Below are 16,864 nucleotides of genomic sequence, written 5' to 3'. Positions count from 1 at the left end.
CCTAAATAAAACTTTTGAATACGGAATTACGCAATCCCCATTCCAATAATAGCAAGATTCCCGCCAAAAAAATGAGGGGTCTAAATTTCTCTTCGTATTTGTAATATTTGAATTCCTCTATTTCTGTTTTTTCCAAACTGTTGATTTCCTCATAGATTTCCTTCAGTTTTTCATTGTCCGTGGCCCGAAAATATTTGCCGTCGGTCACCTGTGCGATTTCTTTGAGTAGCTCTTCATCAATTTCCACTTGGCGCATGCCATATCTATAGGTGCCATCCCGGTTGTAGGTCACTGGTGTAAGTGCATTTCCATTGGTTCCCAATCCAATGGTATAGGTTTTTATTCCAAATTCCACGGCAAGATCAGCGGCAGTTTTCGGCTCAATAAACCCAGAATTGTTAACGCCGTCTGTCAATAAAATGATGACTTTACTGATGGCCTTACTTTCCTTCAATCGGTTTACCGCGGTGGCCAATCCCATGCCAATGGCCGTTCCATCTTCCAGTTCACCGTAGGTGATTTGCTGCAGTGCACTGAGCACAATGGCCTTATCACTGGTGATAGGTGTTTTGGTATAGCTTTCTGCTGCATAGGCCACCAACCCAATTCGGTCATTGGGGCGCTCTTTGATAAAATTGGCAGCCACTTCCTTTAGGGCGGAAAGCCTGTTGGGTTTTAAATCGCGGGCCAACATACTGGAGGATACGTCGATGGCCATGACGATATCAATCCCTTTTGTGGTCTTGGTACGGGTTGAAATATCTTCGGTCTGAGGCCGAGCCATAGCCGTGATAATGGCAGCCAGCGCCAACAACCGTAGGATAAAAAGAGCGGGTTTTATTTGAGCGGCCCAGTTATTGACCGAAAAACCCTTTATGCTGGAAATCCGTAAGGATGCCATTTCATTCTTTCGTTTGAAAAAATACCATAGCAAAGCCAATGGAAGCAATAAGAGCAACCAGAAAAACTGTGGATTTGCAAATTCTATATTTTCAAACATCTATACCTGTGTTTTTACGTCTAAACTGTTCAATATTCGGTCTACAATTTGTTCTGCGTAGTCATCACCATCTTCCCAGGTGATGACCACTTGTTGCATAAACCCTTTTCCACCGAACGAAAGAATGTTGTACTTGGCCCTTTTGGATTCGCTGCTTCCAGGGACATCCAGAGTTCCGGTACCGTAGGTTTTTAATCCTTTTACACCAGATTGCGTCACAAACTCCTCTTGTTTGGTGATGATGTTTTTAAGCCCAAATTTTTCAAAATTGGACAAGATTAATCCAACAGCCGCATTAAAATCGGGGTCCTTTTCTTCTTTATAGGTCACCGAGCTTGTGGATACAGAAAAAATGCCCACATAACTTCCATAAGAAAAACTTTGTAGTTCTTTGATCAACTCTTCGGTTTCGGGAGGGAGCTTCACCTCTTGGCGGATAAGCACATCGGGCGTTTCCAATTCCACGGGAGGAAAACCATACGAACTGGAGACCCATTCACCTTCCAATAGTTCTTTTGTGGGATATCCAAATACGGAATCCCGCACCTGTTTGAACCCGAAGTAAGCCACGGAGATACCTCCGCCAATAATAACCAATCCAGCAAAAATGGCTGCGGCCCAATAGATACGTTTCCGTTGTTTTTTTCTGGCAAGTTCTTCCAAATATTCCTCGTTCAGCAACAATTCTTCTTCGGTGGGTTCTGGAAGGGCGTCATGGGTTTTTACCACAATTTCTTCCACCAATTTCCGATCCTGCTCGGCCACCGAAGTTGCTGGTTTTGACTTGGCAAATTTTACCAAATCCGCCGTCTCCAATATTTTTTTAAACTGAGCGAGGGTATCATCATCAATTTTGAGTTCCCCTGCATCCCGAAGCATTTCCAATTTGGTGATCAATTGACCGGTGGTACTTTCCATGGCAGAAACATGGACCTCATCTTCCAAGTACATCCGCACGATATCGGTAAGCTCGGAATAGTACTTTTTGTACTCGTCTTGGATCAGGTATCTGGAGTTTTCCAGTTTTTTGAGTTCCAACAACGCACGATCATAGGGAGGAAGAAGTGCTTCTTTTTCTTCTTCGGTGAGCGGTTTTTTTCTGAGGAAGAACCAATACACCAGTCCACCAACAATAATCAAGGCCAAAAGAATCCACAATAATGTTTTCCAAAGTTTGGCATAACTTTTTTCCACCTGCATCAAGGGCTTGATGTCGTACATCTTTTGTTTGGTGGTATCCACGGCTACATCGGCCACTTTTATGTTGAACGAATCCGTGAAAAAGGGCTGTTCGTTGATGGCAATCCGTTGCGGAGGGATGGTATAGGCGCCACTGTCGAATTGCGTAAGCGCGTAAATGCGCTGAAGCGTGACCTTATCATTGTTTTTTATCGTGTCCCCAATAATGGCCTCAACGGTTTCCAATGGAGAGAAGGTCTGTCCTTCTGGGAAATGGACCACATCGGTGGAATCGGCTTCAACGGTAATCTTGTATTGAATTTGCTCTCCAATTTTTATGGAAAGGGTGTCTAATTCCACATCAATGTTGGGATTGCGCTGTGAAAACCCGGAAAGTGGGAATAGCAAAAGGCATAGCAGCGTCATCAACACAAATTGTGTTGGGACATTTTGAATTTTCAACTTTGAATTTTCAACTTGCATTATCCTCTTCGTTTAAAATAGCCCAACAATTTTCGCACATAGCTTTCATCCACCCTGCAATTGATAACCCCACAGCCAGACTTGGTAAAGGAATCCATAAAATAATTCACTTTGTCCTTGTGGAATTGGCCATACGCATTCCGCACCTTTTTGGATTGGGTATTGACGAGCTGTAGTGTTCCGGTTTCGGCATCCTGCATTTGCACCATGCCCAAATTGGGAATTGATTCTTCACGCTCGTCATACACCCGAATGCCGGTAACATCGTGTTTGTTGCCCACAATGCGAAGCGTATTGTTGTATTTATCCGCAATAAAATCGGACAACATGAATACGATGGCCTTTTTCTTCATCACATTGGTAAGGAACTTTAAGGCTTCGGCAATGTTGGTGCGACTGCTTTTTGGGCTGAATTCCAAAAGCTCACGAATGATTCGTAAAACGTGACTTTTTCCTTTTTTAGGCGGGATAAAAAGTTCAACTTCATCCGAAAATAATATCACACCCACTTTATCATTGTTCTGTAAGGCCGAAAAAGCCAGCGTAGCTGAGATTTCGGTAATGATTTCCTTCTTGAACTGGTTGGCGGTCCCGAAGAGTTCCGAGCCACTCACATCAACCATGAGCATCATGGTGAGTTCGCGTTCTTCCTCAAAAACCTTTACAAAAGGCTCGTTGTAGCGGGCTGTAACGTTCCAATCGATGGCCCGAACATCGTCCCCAAATTGGTATTGCCGAACCTCGCTGAAGGTCATACCCCTTCCCTTAAAGGTAGAATGGTACTCCCCACCAAAAATATGGTCGGAAAGACGCCGGGTCTTAATCTCAATTTTTCGTACCTTCTTAAGTAGTTCTTTTGTATCCATTGGGTTCAAGGAATAAGCTTTCTGGTTGGTTAAAGTATGTTTTTACTTTACCGAGAAACATTGAACCGTTACGGTACCTCTACCTCGTTTACAATCTTGTTGATGATTTCTTCTGAAGTAATGTTTTCCGCCTCGGCCTCATAGGTTATTCCAATACGATGACGCAATACGTCATGGACCACCGCCCTTACATCTTCAGGGACTACATACCCCCTTCTTTTAATGAAAGCGTAGCATTTGGATGCATTGGCCAAGTTGATACTTCCCCTTGGAGAGGCACCAAAACTGATCAGGGGTTTAAGGTTTTCTAGATTGTATTTTTCTGGGTATCGGGTAGCGAATACCAAATCCAGAATGTATTTTTCTATTTTTTCATCCATGTAAACGTCCCGAACGGCCTCTTGGGCACTCAAAATCTGCTTTAAAGTCACCACGGGCTTCACAGGCTCGTGGGCACCCTTAAGGTTTTGTCTGATGATGAGCTGCTCCTCGTTGAGCTTGGGATAATCAATAACGGTCTTTAGCATAAAACGGTCCACCTGCGCTTCAGGAAGAGGGTAGGTACCTTCTTGTTCCACAGGGTTCTGGGTGGCCATCACCAAAAACGGCGGGGCCAATTTAAAAGTTTCATCCCCAATGGTCACTTGCTTTTCCTGCATTGCCTCCAGCAAAGCTGATTGCACTTTGGCGGGGGCCCTGTTGATTTCATCCGCCAAAACAAAATTGGCAAAAATGGGTCCCTTTTTAATGGAAAAGTCATTCTCCTTGATGTTGTAGATCAACGTACCAATAACATCTGCAGGCAAAAGATCGGGAGTAAACTGAATTCGGCTAAAACTCCCCTTTACCGCTTTGGCCAGTGTATTGATGGCCAGTGTTTTTGCGAGTCCGGGAACACCTTCCAAAAGAATATGGCCTTGGCCCAAAAGACCAATAAGCAATCGTTCAACCATGTGGGTCTGCCCTACAATGGCCTTGTTCATTTCAACCTTTAAAAGGTCGATAAAAGCACTTTCCTGGGCAATTTTCTCATTCACAGCACTAATATCAATAGTAGTGTTTTCTTCCATATGAAGCTTTGTTATTTGGTGTTTGTGTTGGTGTTTTAGCTAAGGGGTGCAAAATGAAAATTTATTTAAAATTCGCCTGTTAATTAATGGTTAAAAAAAATGGTAAACCCCTAGTTTTATGAAGGATTTAAGGGTTTATTTTTATACTTTCACCCTATATGCAACAGACAGATACGTATTCCAGAATTATAGCTGGAGCAATGACATGGGGAAGTTGGGGCAAAAAACTTTCCAAAAATGAAATGATCGATTTAATGCACCACTGCATTGATGTTGGATTGACCACCTTTGACCATGCTGATATTTACGGGAGCTATTCCACCGAAGCGGATTTTGGTAATGCCTTTGCTGAAAGTGGAATCAAACGTTCAGCTATTCAATTGATTTCCAAATGTGGCATCCAAATGACAAGGGGACGGGACAATCGGTTGAATCATTATCAATACAACAAGGAGTATATCATCTGGTCGGCGGAACAATCCTTGAAAAAACTCCACACGGATTATTTGGATTTACTGCTGATGCACAGACCGAGCCCATTAATGGAACCTTATGAAATGGCAGAAGCTGCCAATTCACTGCTGGAAAGTGGAAAGATCAAAGCCTTTGGTGTTTCCAATTTTACACCTTCCCAAATCACCATGTTGGAAACGGCAATTCCAGTTTCGGGGAACCAAGTGGAGTTTTCATTGACACATGATGACCCCATGTACGATGGCACTTTTGATGATTGTATCGCCAACAAAAGAATGGCGATGGCCTGGAGCCCACTGGGAAGCATGTTCCGGGAAAAAACCGAACAGACCAAGCGAATAAAAAAAACCATGAAACCTTTGATGGAAAAATATGATGCTGATGAAAGTCAGTTGCTCTTGGCTTGGATATTGAAACATCCGGCCAAGGTATTTCCTGTCATTGGGACCACAAATAAAGAACGGATAACCTTGGCCGCAAAGGCCATGGAATTGGATTTGGAACTTCAGGATTGGTTTGCGCTTTTGGTGGCAAGCCAAGGCCATGATGTCCCTTAAAAACGAATAATATGAAGGAGAAAATTGCACTTATTACAGGAGCCACCAGCGGAATTGGTAAGGCCACCGCTGAAATTTTTGCAAAGCAAGGGTTTAATCTGGTACTCTGTGGACGCCGGCAAGAGCGTTTGGATGAATTGAAAGAAACTTTGGGAAAAACGGTGAAAGTCCATTCCCTGAGTTTTGATGTACGGGACCGTAAGGCGGTTTTCGCGGCCATTCAGAGTCTGCCGGAAGCATTCACACCTATCAACATCTTAATCAACAATGCTGGAAACGCTCATGGCTTAGATCCCATTGACAAGGGAAGCTTGGACGATTGGGATGCAATGCTGGACATTAACGTGAAAGGATTACTGTATGTGACCAAGGCCATATTGCCCCAAATGGTGGAACGTAAGGCAGGGCATATCATCAACATTGGATCTATAGCCGGAAAGGAAGTGTATCCCAATGGAAATGTCTATTGTGCCAGCAAGTTTGCAGTGGATGCCCTAAACCAAGGAATGCGCATTGACCTAAACTCACACGGAATTAGAGTAGGGGCTATAAACCCGGGAATGGTGGAGACCGAATTTAGCGATGTGCGATTTAAGGGTGATACGGATAAAGCCAATAAAGTTTATGATGGATTGCAACCTTTAGTGGCTGAGGATATTGCAGATATCATTCTTTTTGTGGTTACCAGGCCTTATCATGTCAATATTGCTGATTTAATGGTCTTACCCACAGCCCAAGCAAGTTGTACTGTTGTCAATAAGAAATAGCTTTTGAGTTGTGAATTGAAAAAGGACAGAAAGAAAAAAAATGATTGAGGCTCTTTCAGCATTGAACTCGAATCCCGAATCCCGAAATCTTGTGTTATGATCAACAAACGCCTACTGGTAAAGAATCTTTTAGCACATAACGACGAGAACAGTTTTTACGACAAGAAGCGTTTTATATCCATAGGTGAAAAAGAGGGGAAGGCCAAATTTCTAAAGCACGTCTGTGCTTTGGCCAACAGCAACCCAAAGAATAATAGCTTTATTGTTATTGGAGTGGAAGATGCCGATAATGAAATTGTGGGGGTAGACTTTTTTGACGACAGTAAGATTCAGAATTTGGTTAATGCCTATTTGGATAACCCACCCATCATTTCTTATGAAAACATTCCATTCCCCCATTTACCCGAAGGGAAAGTTGTGGGTTTGGTCACCATCCGGTCAAACGGAAAGGTCTGTGCCCTTCGTAAAAATATCTGGAAATATTACGGAGGAGCTGTTTTCTTCAGGGAGGGAAGCATTAGCTTGCCCAAAGCCTTTGATATTGAGTTGAAAGATATCAACTCTCAAGCCGTGGCAACCATAGAGCAACATGCCCGAAACAATATTGAGCTTACTTTGGATGCCGTAATCAACTTTATGAACACAAGGCATCCCGATCTTACAAGTGATTATAAAGTCTTTAAAGAGCAGTTTGTGGTCTGTTGGGCGGGAAACAAGAAAAAAGTAAAGAACAAAACCTATTATTCAAGGGTTGATATAGAACTCATCAATGAGCAGGTAAAACTTTTCTACTCCGCTTTGGATGAAATCACCATTACTTACGATGATGATTCGTTCCAAACTTTGGAGTATGTGCAATTGGGATTAGGGTCTCAGCAAAAATATTACCCCCTGGAAGAATTGATGATCACATTTTCTGAAAACGGCAAGTATACCATCAACAGCAAATTGGTGTTTGAACCACCGCAATATGACAAAAAGACCTTGTACCACGTGTACAATACCAACAATGCCCTCCTCCAAAAACTGGAAAAACAAATCGCACTGACACCTTCCGAACAAGCTGACCTTACCCATCTGCCGGCCACCTATCTCATCTGCTATTTGAATGGATTTGAAGAGGCAAAAGAACAAATGGACCGCTCTAGATCTATCCTTAAGGCGTATGATGACAACGTGTATCAATCCTTAAAGGAATCGCAGCGTATTCTTAGAAAAGTGAGGTACAATTAGTCCCTTTTCAGCCAAAGCATCTGGTAGGGCAGTATTTCCAAGAGACCGCTGTTGATAATGATCTTTTGGCCAGAAACCAAATCCTTGGGGTCGCCTTGGGCAAAATACCCCAATTTTTTGATCCAACTGGTTTCAATGACCTGAGGATTTGAATCAAAATTGCAGACCACCAAAAGCCCTTTTTTATTGTGGCTCCTTTCAAAAACAAGGATGTGGTCATTTCCGGTATGGTAGAGCTGCACGTCATTGTGGTCCGCAAAAACGGGGTTTTCCTTTCGGATTTGAATCAATCTTTGTAAGGTATGGAAGATTTTGGATTGGGGTAAATTTTGACTGTCCAATAGAGCAATGACATCCCAATCTTGCTTGGGCCGGTTGAGCCATCTGCGGTCATCTTTTTTGGATTCGTCCTTAAGGAAGGAATAATCGTTCAAAGTGCCAATTTCGTCTCCGGCATATATCAATGGAATACCACCAAAGGCCAAAGTTATTCCATGTAGCATGATAATTTTTGCAATGGATTGCTCAATAACCACTTGGTCTTTTAGGGCCAGTCCTTTTTCCAATCCCAAAAGTGATGCGGCACTTCCAGCAATTCGTCCATCCCCGGTTTTTGGGTTATACATGAATACTTGTCCCGTGGCGGGTGACCACTCCAATCGTTGGCAGTAGTAGTCCAACAAAAATTTCCGGTGCATTTCTGGATTCCATCCCAGTTCGTGGATCAAGGCATTCTCATACCCGAGACCAATATCATCATGGCAACGGATATAATTGATCCAGGTACAATCTTTGGGCTTGGCAGGTACATGGGCCAAACTTTTGTAGAGGAGTTGTGTCTTTTTGGTGGCAATGGAATTCCACAAAAGTGCCATGAGAGAGGCATTGTACGCAATTTCACATTCATTGCCCTCTTTTTGTCCCTCTCCAAAATATTTAACAATGTCCGTGGGAGCCACAATAGCTTCAGCCAAAAGTATGGTCCCCGGAGCCACGACTTGCAGGCACATTCTAAAAAGGGCGATAAGATTATGTGCCTCCGGGAGATTTTGGGAAATAGTGCCCATTTTTTTCCAAAGGAAAGCCAATGCATCAAACCTAACCACATCCACGCCCATGTTGACCATTTTCACCAGATTGGCCAACATCTGCATAAAAACTTCGGGATTGGTGTAATTGAGGTCCCATTGATAGCTGTTGAAGATCGTCATGACCCATTTATCCATTTCCGGTATGTAGGTGAAGTTGCCCGGCGAGGTTTCGGGGAACACTTCTGGAAGCGATTTTTCGTACTCCTTCGGAATGGTATCATCCTCAAAAGTGTAGTAATATCCCTGATATTTCTTGTCCCCATTCATGGCTTTTTTGGCCCAGGAAAACTCGTTTGAGGTATGGTTCACCACAAAATCCAGCATTAAAAACAAGCCCTGTTTTCTAAACTCCGCTGTAAGTTCCAATAGGTCTTCTTTGGTGCCGTACTTTTTGTCGACCTCATGATAGCTGTTTACAGCATATCCTCCATCATTTTCTCCTTTCGGCCTAGTGGTAATTGGCATCATGTGCAAAAAGTTAACGCCAAGCTCTTTTAAGTAAGGAATTTTTTGCTGAAGGCCTCTTAGGTCTTTGTTGAAATGCTCCACATACAATTGCATTCCCATGAGCTTCTCGGACTGGTACCAATTGCCTGATTGCAATCGTTCAAGATCCTGTTTTTTTAATTCATCCGGTCGAGATACAAATAATTTTGGGAGTTGATTCAGCAACTTTTTAAAAGCTTCTTTGTATTGCTCCTCTGGATATAAAGAGAAGAACAATTGTTGTATGAGACTTAGGTTTGTGGCCAAGCGTAGATCAAAAAGCGCCTTGGGGTCTTTTGTTTTGAACTGTTTGGATACCAGCCGATGTAATTCTGTTTGGTTCATTTTAATTTTCCAACTGGTCTTTGGTGGGCAGGGATGGAATGGCTCCATAATTGGTGGTGGTAATGGCACCGGCCCTATTGGCCATGGCTACCATGTTTTCCAACAAAGCGTGATTCTCAAAAACGGGGTCAAAGTTGCCCAAATCGGAAATTTGGTACAACAGGCATCCAATAAAGGCATCCCCTGCGCCGGTGGTGTCCACCGGGTTGACCGAAATACTGGGAATTACTTTTTTGGAGTTATTTACGCTTAATAAAGTACCTTCTTTGCCCATGGTAACCGTAATGATTTTGGCCCCCATTTTATGAAAAAAATCGCATGCCTCATTAGTGTCGCTCTTTCCCGAAAGTAATTGTGCTTCTTCCAAACTGAACTTGCACAAATGGGATTTTTCAATAAATGGCATACATTTTTTAATGAACTGTTCTTCATTTTCTTTCCACAGGTCGCTTCTGTAGTTGGGGTCAAAACTGACGAACATGTCTTTGGTAAGGCCATCAAAAAGATACTTTCCATACGCTTTTTCCAAAGACCCTCCCAACAATGCAGTGGCAGCACCCAAATGTAGAATGTTATCCTTAAGATTTTTTCGTAAGGAGGGATCGTATACAAGCTCCTTGTCTGCACCCCTGCTGAACACAAAATCGCGTTCTCCGTCTTCAGCAAGTGAGACAAAGGCCAAAGTGGTAAAGGTCTTGGATTTTTGTGCCATGGAAATGTCAACCCCTTCGGTTTTGAGCACATTCAGCAAAAAGCGCCCAAAAGGGTCATCACCAACACAGCCCAAAAAAACACTTCTCCCACCTAGTTTGGATATGGCACAGGCCACATTGGCAGGGGCACCACCCGCTTTCTTGGTAAACTCGGTAGCTTTGGACAGGTCACTTCCTTGCTTTTCGGCAACAAAATCTATCAATAATTCACCAATGCAGAATACCTTTTTCATTTTCGCTATGCAATAACCTAATGTACATAGAAAATTCTTCGTTGACCAAAAAAGATGACAGCTTTTAGAAGAATCATGTTATTGGCGTTTGCAAAACTTTAGGTTTAATTTCGTATCAAAGGGTTGTTTTGTCCGTATTTTTGTAAAAAATTTTTCTATGCGAACATTGGTTGTGGGGGACATCCATTCTGGATTAAGGGCGTTGGAACAACTTATATCCGGAGCCAAAGTCACCCCAAAGGACCACCTTATTTTTTTGGGGGATTATGTAGATGCTTGGAGTACTGCCGTGGAAACCGTTGACTTTTTGATTGATTTAAAAAAAGAGCTTAATTGCACTTTTATTCGGGGGAACCATGATGAACTGTGCAGGGACTGGTTGTTGACCAAAAGAGAAAATCCGCAGTGGTTGGCCCATGGAGGCACGGCGACACGAGATTCTTATTTAAGGGACAACAGAGAGGATTGGAGTTCACATCTTGATTTTTATGCAAGCTTGAAAAATTACTATCTCGCCGATGACAACCGATTGTACCTTCATGCCGGGTACACCAATTTAAAGGGCATAGATTTTGAATATTTTGAGCAATCCTTTTATTGGGATAGGACCTTATGGGAGTTGGCCACGGCGATTGACTCAAATTTAAAGCCAAAAGACCCCAAATTTCCTAAAAGGCTGACCCACTACAAGGAGGTCTTCATCGGCCACACCCCTTTGTCCAAAAGCAAGGCGGTTCCTCCACAGAAAGAGGCCAATGTATGGAACGTGGATACGGGGGCTGCTTTTATGGGAGGACTTACCATGATGGATGTGGAGACCAAAGAGTTTTGGCAAAGTGATCCGGTCCATACCTTTTATCCCGGAGAGCGGGGTAGAAACTAAATATCCAACGCCAGATTTCAAAAACCTTGATTAACAACTAAAAAACACTATATGTCTATAAAGAATATCCGATTGGAAGTAATGCAAGCCATAGAACCAAAAGTAGAAGGGTTTATGGATTCGTTTTTGATTCCAACAGAAAAAATATGGCAACCCACCGATTTTTTGCCCGATTCCCAAAGCGATGATTTCTATGACCAAATAGAACAGATTAGGGGAGAGGCCAAGGAACTGGGTTATGATTTTTGGGTAACCCTTGTGGCCGATACCATTACCGAAGAAGCCTTACCCACTTACGAATCCTGGTTAATGGATGTGGAAGGAATTGATCAACACAGTGGCCGTGAGAATGGCTGGAGCAAGTGGGTGCGGGCATGGACCGCGGAAGAAAACCGTCATGGTGATGTACTGAACAAATATTTGTACTTATCAGGAAGGGTCAACATGCGCGAGGTGGAAATCACTACACAGCATTTAATTTCAGATGGGTTTGACATTGGAACCGACAGGGACCCCTATAAAAACTTTGTGTACACTACCTTTCAAGAATTGGCCACCAATATTTCACATAAGCGTGTGGGGATGATGGCAAAGAAAAAGAGCAATGGACTTTTGGGGAAGATGTGCAGTATTATTGCGGGAGATGAAATGCGCCACCATTTGGCATACCGAGAATTTGTGAAGACCATTTTGGAACACGATCCCAATGGAATGGTCATAGCCTTTGCCGAAATGATGAAGAAGAAAATTGTGATGCCCGCCCATTTCTTGAGAGAATCAGGTGAAAGTATGGGTGCTGCATTCGAGCAATTTTCCAATTGTGCACAGCGCTTGGGGGTTTATACGGCACAAGATTATATTGATATCCTCAAAAAATTGAACGAATATTGGGCCATAGGCCATTTAAGAGGACTTTCGGATCAAGCGGAAAAGGCCAGGGATTACCTGATGAAACTTCCGGACAGGTTACAGCGCATTTCCGAACGGATGCAATTTTCACAAGATCAGTATAAGTTTAAATGGGTTGAGGCCAACGGAATGCTGTAGCTAAAACTTGCCCGCCCTATGTTTTTCTTGCCATTCGTGCAGTTGTTGCCAATGACCTTCGTGGGCCATTTTGGCCTGCATGGGCCATGAGGCCGGGTCGTGTATCCTGTACCGTTTTCCCCCCGAATCGAGGACTTCTTGGCATTTGTTGGCCGATGTTTCCGAAAGGGCTTTCCAAGTTTTAATATCAAAATTGTGAAAGAGCTCCTGGATTTTGGGGCCAATGCCCTCTACGATTTTCAGGTCGTCTTTTTGAACCTTTTTTCCCAATGCTGCCTTGGCAGCTTTCGCATCAAATGAAGGGGTGGCTATGGGGGTTGCAGAAACGGACCGGGGTTTGGGTTTTTCAGCCGAAGCAACTCGTTTTTCACAAATCTCAAGATCAGCCCTGAGTTTTGCATTCTCAATTTCAAGTTTTTTGATCAGGGAAGAATCATCTGTTTCTTTGGATTTGTTTGCCTTGCCGAGAAAATACCCCACTACGCCAATTGTAATACAAACAATGGCTAAAACGACCCAAAAAAAAATGTCCATCATATCAGTATTCATTGGCTATCATTTGGAAGATACATTCAGTTGTATCCAAAAAAGCCAAAGCATTAAAATAAGGGCTTGGGAGATTTGGGAATTCAAACTTTAAAATATTAAAAAAATCTTAAAATTCCGAATTTAACTTTAAGAACTTAAGGTGGTTTCTTGAAAATTCCAAAAAATGAAACCAGAAAATCAACCAAAAAATACCAACCATACACTTTTTATGACCACTGATAAGATAGCTTCTAAAAACTCACAGAAATATTGTGAAATTTGCATCAAATATTAGGTAAGAAACCCTATTTCTCCCGACAAAGTTCCGGCATTGGAATAGGGTTTAATCAAATTAATTTTGAGTTAGTTAAGTTGGTTTTTTAAAGATCGCCCATCCAGTGTTCGTCCTAGATGGGCGACTTTATTTTAATATACCGCCATTTCTTGTTTAACAAAACGTTAACAATATGTTAATAAAGTGTTAAATAGAATTGATTTTCTGTACCTTATAGGAGAACAAACTAAAAATCCATAAGGATGAAAAGAACACTATTAACAACTATCGCATTAACACTTGCAATCTGTTCTTTTGGACAAGTAGCCTATTTGCAATATAGGGCAGTTCCAGGAGACAGGGAGGCTGAATTTGTTGAGAAAGAAACCAAGTATTGGGCTAAGGTGGCCCAAGCGGCTATTGATCAAGGTAAGATGGCCACTTGGTCGCTTTGGAGAAAAGTTGGCGTAACCGAGGAAGGTGCTCCAAACTATGTTTTTGTCAACACTTATGAAAGTTTCGAAAAAGCCAACCCAGGTGAGGTTTGGACCAGCGAAAATGTACAGACCATGGGTGTTTCGCCAGACATGGTAGAAACCAATTCGTTTGCCAAGATTACCTTTGACTATTGGCTTCAAATAGAGGACATGATACCTGGTGATTACAAGTACGCTATTGTAAACTATGCTATGCCAAAGAGCAGAGGTGGATTTATTGAGGAAAACAAAGAACTTTGGAAGCCCATGTTTGAAAAAAGCATTAAAGCAGGAAAAATGGGCATGAAATCTTGGGGACTTATGTCAGTTGTTTATCCTGGTGGAAGTCAGGCAAGATTCTCTGTTCTTACTTGGGACGGTTTCGACAAAATTTCTGATGTTATGAACTATCTAAGGTATAACCCAGATGGTATGGATCCTGATTTTCAAGAAGTAATCTCCCAATCTAAAATGGGAGAGATAATGCCAGAGGGAGGTTTTGAATACAGCATCGTCTATGAGTTGGTAAAAAGAATTGCTCCCGAAAATTAATGTAAACAAAAAGTTCAAAAAAAAGCCCGGGGAACCGGGCTTTTTATATTCCAAGTTAATTAAAGATCAAATTTTATTCCTTGTGCCAAAGGTAATTCGGTAGTGTAGTTAATGGTATTGGTCTGTCTTCGCATGTAGATTTTCCATGCGTCTGAACCACTTTCGCGACCTCCACCGGTTTCTTTTTCCCCGCCAAAGGCACCACCAATCTCCGCACCCGATGTTCCGATATTTACATTGGCAATACCACAATCCGAACCTTCTACCGAAAGAAAACGTTCAGCCTCACGTAGGTTGTTGGTCATTATGGCCGATGAAAGACCTTGTCTAACACCGTTTTGCATATCCAAAGCATTTTGTAGATCACCACTATATTTTAAGAGGTAAAGTACAGGGGCAAAGGTTTCATGTTGAACAATCTCATAATGATTTTCGGCTTCTGCAATGGCAGGTTTTACATAACAGCCACTTTCATAACCCTCACCTTCAAGCACACCGCCTTCAACCAAGATGTTTCCACCTTCAGCCTTAACTTTTTCCAGGGCACTCAAATAGTTTTTTACAGCGTCCTTATCAATCAGCGGCCCAACATGGTTGTTTTCATCCAAAGGATTTCCAATTCGTATTTGTTGATAGGCGTTGACAATGGCATTTTTTACTTTGTCGTATACATCTTCATGAACAATTAGTCTTCGGGTTGAGGTGCACCGTTGTCCACACGTACCCACCGCTCCAAAGACGGCCCCAATAACGGTGTTTTTAATATTGGCATCAGGGGTGACAATTATGGCGTTGTTTCCACCAAGCTCCAAAAGTGACTTTCCTAGGCGCTCGCCTACTGTTTTGGCCACAATTTTTCCCATTCGGGTAGATCCCGTAGCCGAAATCAACGGAATGCGCTCATCTTTGGTCATAAATTCACCTACGGTGTAATCTCCCGTAATCAAACAAGAAATTCCTTCTGGGACACCATTTTCAGTGAAAATCCTAGCTGCAATATTTTGACAAGCCACAGAGGTCATAGGGGTTTTTTCTGATCCTTTCCAAATGCAGGCATCACCGCAGACCCATGCCAGTGCAGTATTCCAAGACCAAACGGCTACTGGGAAGTTAAAGGCAGAAATGATACCCACAACACCAAGTGGGTGGTATTGTTCGTACATACGGTGGCCAGGACGTTCGCTGTGCATGGTGAGCCCGTGCAATTGACGGGATAAGCCCACGGCAAAGTCACAGATATCAATCATTTCTTGCACTTCGCCCAAACCTTCTTGGTAGCTTTTTCCCATTTCGTAAGATACCAATTTGCCCAGCGGTTCTTTTAAACGGCGGAGTTCGTCATTAAACTTTCGAACAATTTCACCGCGTTGTGGAGCCGGCATTGTTCTCCAGCTTTTAAAGCCCTTTTGTGCAGTGCTGATGACTTTTTCGTAATCTTCCCGGGTGGTAGCTTTTACTTTTCCAATAAGAGAGCCATCAACGGGTGAATAGGATTCGATGATTTCACCGTTGGAAAACCAGTCTTTTCCCGTGGATGTTCCATTATTTATTTCTGTGAGCCCAAGTTGTTTTAGGGCTTTATCCATTCCAAAATCAATAGCAGTTCCTAACATTTATAACTTTTTAAACGTGAATTGTTATATTTTTTCAAAATTACAAATAATCCTGATGGGATAATGTGTTTTAGAGGAAAAGGTGGAGGAGAAGCAATGCAATCCCGATCAAGGCAGGAAGCCCCTGTACCACAAAGATTTTTTTTGAGGCTGTAGCAGCACCATAAATGCCGGCAACGGCAACACATCCCAAAAAGAAAAGTGCTACATACATCTGCCATTTGGCATCTTGGATGAGCAATGACCATATCAATCCCGCGGACAAAAAGCCATTGTACAAGCCTTGGTTGGCGGCAAGGGTTTTTGTGGGTTCAAACAAATGCTCGGGAAATTGTCGAAACACTTTTTTGGCCTTTGTGGTCCATGCGAACATCTCCAACCAAAGAAAATAGAGGTGGAGCAAGGCCACAATGATTACTATTATTTTAGCTAGGAGAAGCATCATTCGTCTTTGGCCATAAAGCGTTCATCTACGGGCATCACTGTTCCACAATTGTCACAGGTACGTAATTCTTCAGAACCATAGAAGTGTTTAAAATGGCCCAGAAAATCCTTTTCAATATCATTCAAAGTGAAATACACTTCGTAAAGTTTATGGTTGCAATTGTCACAGAACCACAACAAGCCATCATCCACTTTCATGTCCGCTCGTTTTCGTTCCACCACTAGGCCAATGGAGCCTTCTTGGCGAGCCGGGGAGTGGGGAACTTTTGCCGGATGTAGGTACATATCACCAGGACCCAATTTCATGGTCCTTTTTTTGCCATCCTCTTGAATATGGACCTCAATATTCCCTTCCAATTGATAAAAAAGCTCTTCCGTTTCGTTGTAGTGATAGTCTTTTCGGGCATTGGGGCCGGCAACGATCATAACAATATAATCGTCGGCATCCTTGTATAAGTTTCTGTTGCCAACCGGGGGTTTTAGGGTATCCCGATTTTCCTCAATCCATTTGTTCAGGTTAAAAGGTGCCTGTATCGCCATAATCCAATCT

Annotated in this window: 16 protein-coding genes; 6 read left to right on the top strand and 10 right to left on the bottom strand. The window is 42.6% G+C overall.

What is annotated here, in order from left to right; genetic code table 11:
• Position 1 precedes the first annotated feature (1 nt).
• From FG28_RS05520 to FG28_RS05505, 4 genes are all read right to left on the bottom strand, one after another.
• Positions 2-1,000 (bottom strand): VWA domain-containing protein, encoded by a 999-nt coding sequence (locus tag FG28_RS05520; RefSeq protein ID WP_036380608.1) that lies wholly within the window; start codon positions 998-1,000, stop codon positions 2-4.
• A complete protein-coding gene (locus FG28_RS05515) occupies positions 1,001-2,605 on the bottom strand; it encodes a BatD family protein (protein WP_231562600.1) in 1,605 nt (534 codons plus the stop codon). It lies immediately after the preceding gene.
• Between the two features lie 56 nt (positions 2,606-2,661).
• Complete coding sequence (locus FG28_RS05510) at positions 2,662-3,528, bottom strand: DUF58 domain-containing protein (RefSeq protein WP_036380604.1); 867 nt, start codon at positions 3,526-3,528, stop codon at positions 2,662-2,664.
• A 68-nt stretch (positions 3,529-3,596) separates the two neighbouring features.
• Positions 3,597-4,598, bottom strand: a complete 1,002-nt coding sequence (locus tag FG28_RS05505; protein WP_036380602.1) for a MoxR family ATPase — start codon at positions 4,596-4,598, stop codon at positions 3,597-3,599.
• Positions 4,599-4,756: 158 nt separating this feature from the next.
• Between FG28_RS05505 and FG28_RS05500 the strand changes: the two genes are divergently transcribed.
• From FG28_RS05500 to FG28_RS05490, 3 genes are all read left to right on the top strand, one after another.
• The gene (locus FG28_RS05500; protein WP_036380600.1) at positions 4,757-5,629 is read left to right on the top strand and encodes an aldo/keto reductase family oxidoreductase; all 873 of its coding nucleotides are present in this window, start codon (positions 4,757-4,759) and stop codon (positions 5,627-5,629) included.
• A gap of 11 nt (positions 5,630-5,640) precedes the next feature.
• Positions 5,641-6,396: an SDR family NAD(P)-dependent oxidoreductase gene (locus tag FG28_RS05495; RefSeq protein ID WP_036380599.1), complete on the top strand. Its 756-nt coding sequence runs from the start codon at positions 5,641-5,643 to the stop codon at positions 6,394-6,396.
• A gap of 96 nt (positions 6,397-6,492) precedes the next feature.
• Positions 6,493-7,629, top strand: a complete 1,137-nt coding sequence (locus tag FG28_RS05490; RefSeq protein ID WP_036380597.1) for an ATP-binding protein — start codon at positions 6,493-6,495, stop codon at positions 7,627-7,629.
• Here the strand turns inward: FG28_RS05490 and FG28_RS05485 are convergent.
• Entirely contained in the window at positions 7,626-9,551 is a 1,926-nt protein-coding gene (locus FG28_RS05485) for an alpha-amylase family glycosyl hydrolase (protein ID WP_036380595.1), read from the bottom strand. The genes FG28_RS05490 and FG28_RS05485 overlap by 4 nt on opposite strands.
• A 1-nt stretch (position 9,552) precedes the next feature.
• Positions 9,553-10,497, bottom strand: coding sequence for a carbohydrate kinase (locus FG28_RS05480; protein WP_036380593.1), 945 nt, complete (start codon positions 10,495-10,497; stop codon positions 9,553-9,555).
• A gap of 157 nt (positions 10,498-10,654) precedes the next feature.
• On the opposite strand from FG28_RS05480, the gene FG28_RS05475 reads away from it, so the two are divergent.
• The gene (locus FG28_RS05475) at positions 10,655-11,380 is read left to right on the top strand and encodes a metallophosphoesterase family protein (RefSeq protein WP_036380592.1); all 726 of its coding nucleotides are present in this window, start codon (positions 10,655-10,657) and stop codon (positions 11,378-11,380) included.
• Between the two features lie 51 nt (positions 11,381-11,431).
• Positions 11,432-12,427: an acyl-ACP desaturase gene (locus tag FG28_RS05470; RefSeq protein WP_036380591.1), complete on the top strand. Its 996-nt coding sequence runs from the start codon at positions 11,432-11,434 to the stop codon at positions 12,425-12,427.
• Here the strand turns inward: FG28_RS05470 and FG28_RS05465 are convergent, their stop codons facing one another.
• Positions 12,428-12,976, bottom strand: a complete 549-nt coding sequence (locus tag FG28_RS05465) for a hypothetical protein (protein ID WP_036380589.1) — start codon at positions 12,974-12,976, stop codon at positions 12,428-12,430. It abuts the gene before it with no gap.
• A 516-nt stretch (positions 12,977-13,492) separates the two neighbouring features.
• On the opposite strand from FG28_RS05465, the gene FG28_RS05460 reads away from it, so the two are divergent.
• Positions 13,493-14,257 carry a hypothetical protein gene (locus FG28_RS05460; protein WP_156102211.1) on the top strand — a complete coding sequence of 255 codons (765 nt, stop codon included), beginning with the start codon at positions 13,493-13,495 and terminating at the stop codon, positions 14,255-14,257.
• Positions 14,258-14,316: 59 nt separating this feature from the next.
• Here the strand turns inward: FG28_RS05460 and FG28_RS05455 are convergent, their stop codons facing one another.
• The 3 genes from FG28_RS05455 to FG28_RS05445 all read right to left on the bottom strand — a co-directional run bounded on the left by FG28_RS05455 (position 14,317) and on the right by FG28_RS05445 (position 16,854).
• The gene (locus tag FG28_RS05455; protein ID WP_036380586.1) at positions 14,317-15,870 is read right to left on the bottom strand and encodes an aldehyde dehydrogenase family protein; all 1,554 of its coding nucleotides are present in this window, start codon (positions 15,868-15,870) and stop codon (positions 14,317-14,319) included.
• Between the two features lie 70 nt (positions 15,871-15,940).
• Positions 15,941-16,312: a DUF1304 domain-containing protein gene (locus tag FG28_RS05450; RefSeq protein WP_036380584.1), complete on the bottom strand. Its 372-nt coding sequence runs from the start codon at positions 16,310-16,312 to the stop codon at positions 15,941-15,943.
• A complete protein-coding gene (locus FG28_RS05445; protein WP_036386199.1) occupies positions 16,312-16,854 on the bottom strand; it encodes a 3-hydroxyanthranilate 3,4-dioxygenase in 543 nt (180 codons plus the stop codon). Before FG28_RS05445 ends, FG28_RS05450 begins: the two co-directional genes overlap by 1 nt.
• Between the last annotated feature and the right edge of the window lie 10 nt (positions 16,855-16,864).

The sequence above is a fragment of the Muricauda sp. MAR_2010_75 genome (assembly GCF_000745185.1).
Classification (GTDB): domain Bacteria; phylum Bacteroidota; class Bacteroidia; order Flavobacteriales; family Flavobacteriaceae; genus Flagellimonas.
This window is presented reverse-complemented; position numbering and strand designations above follow the sequence as displayed.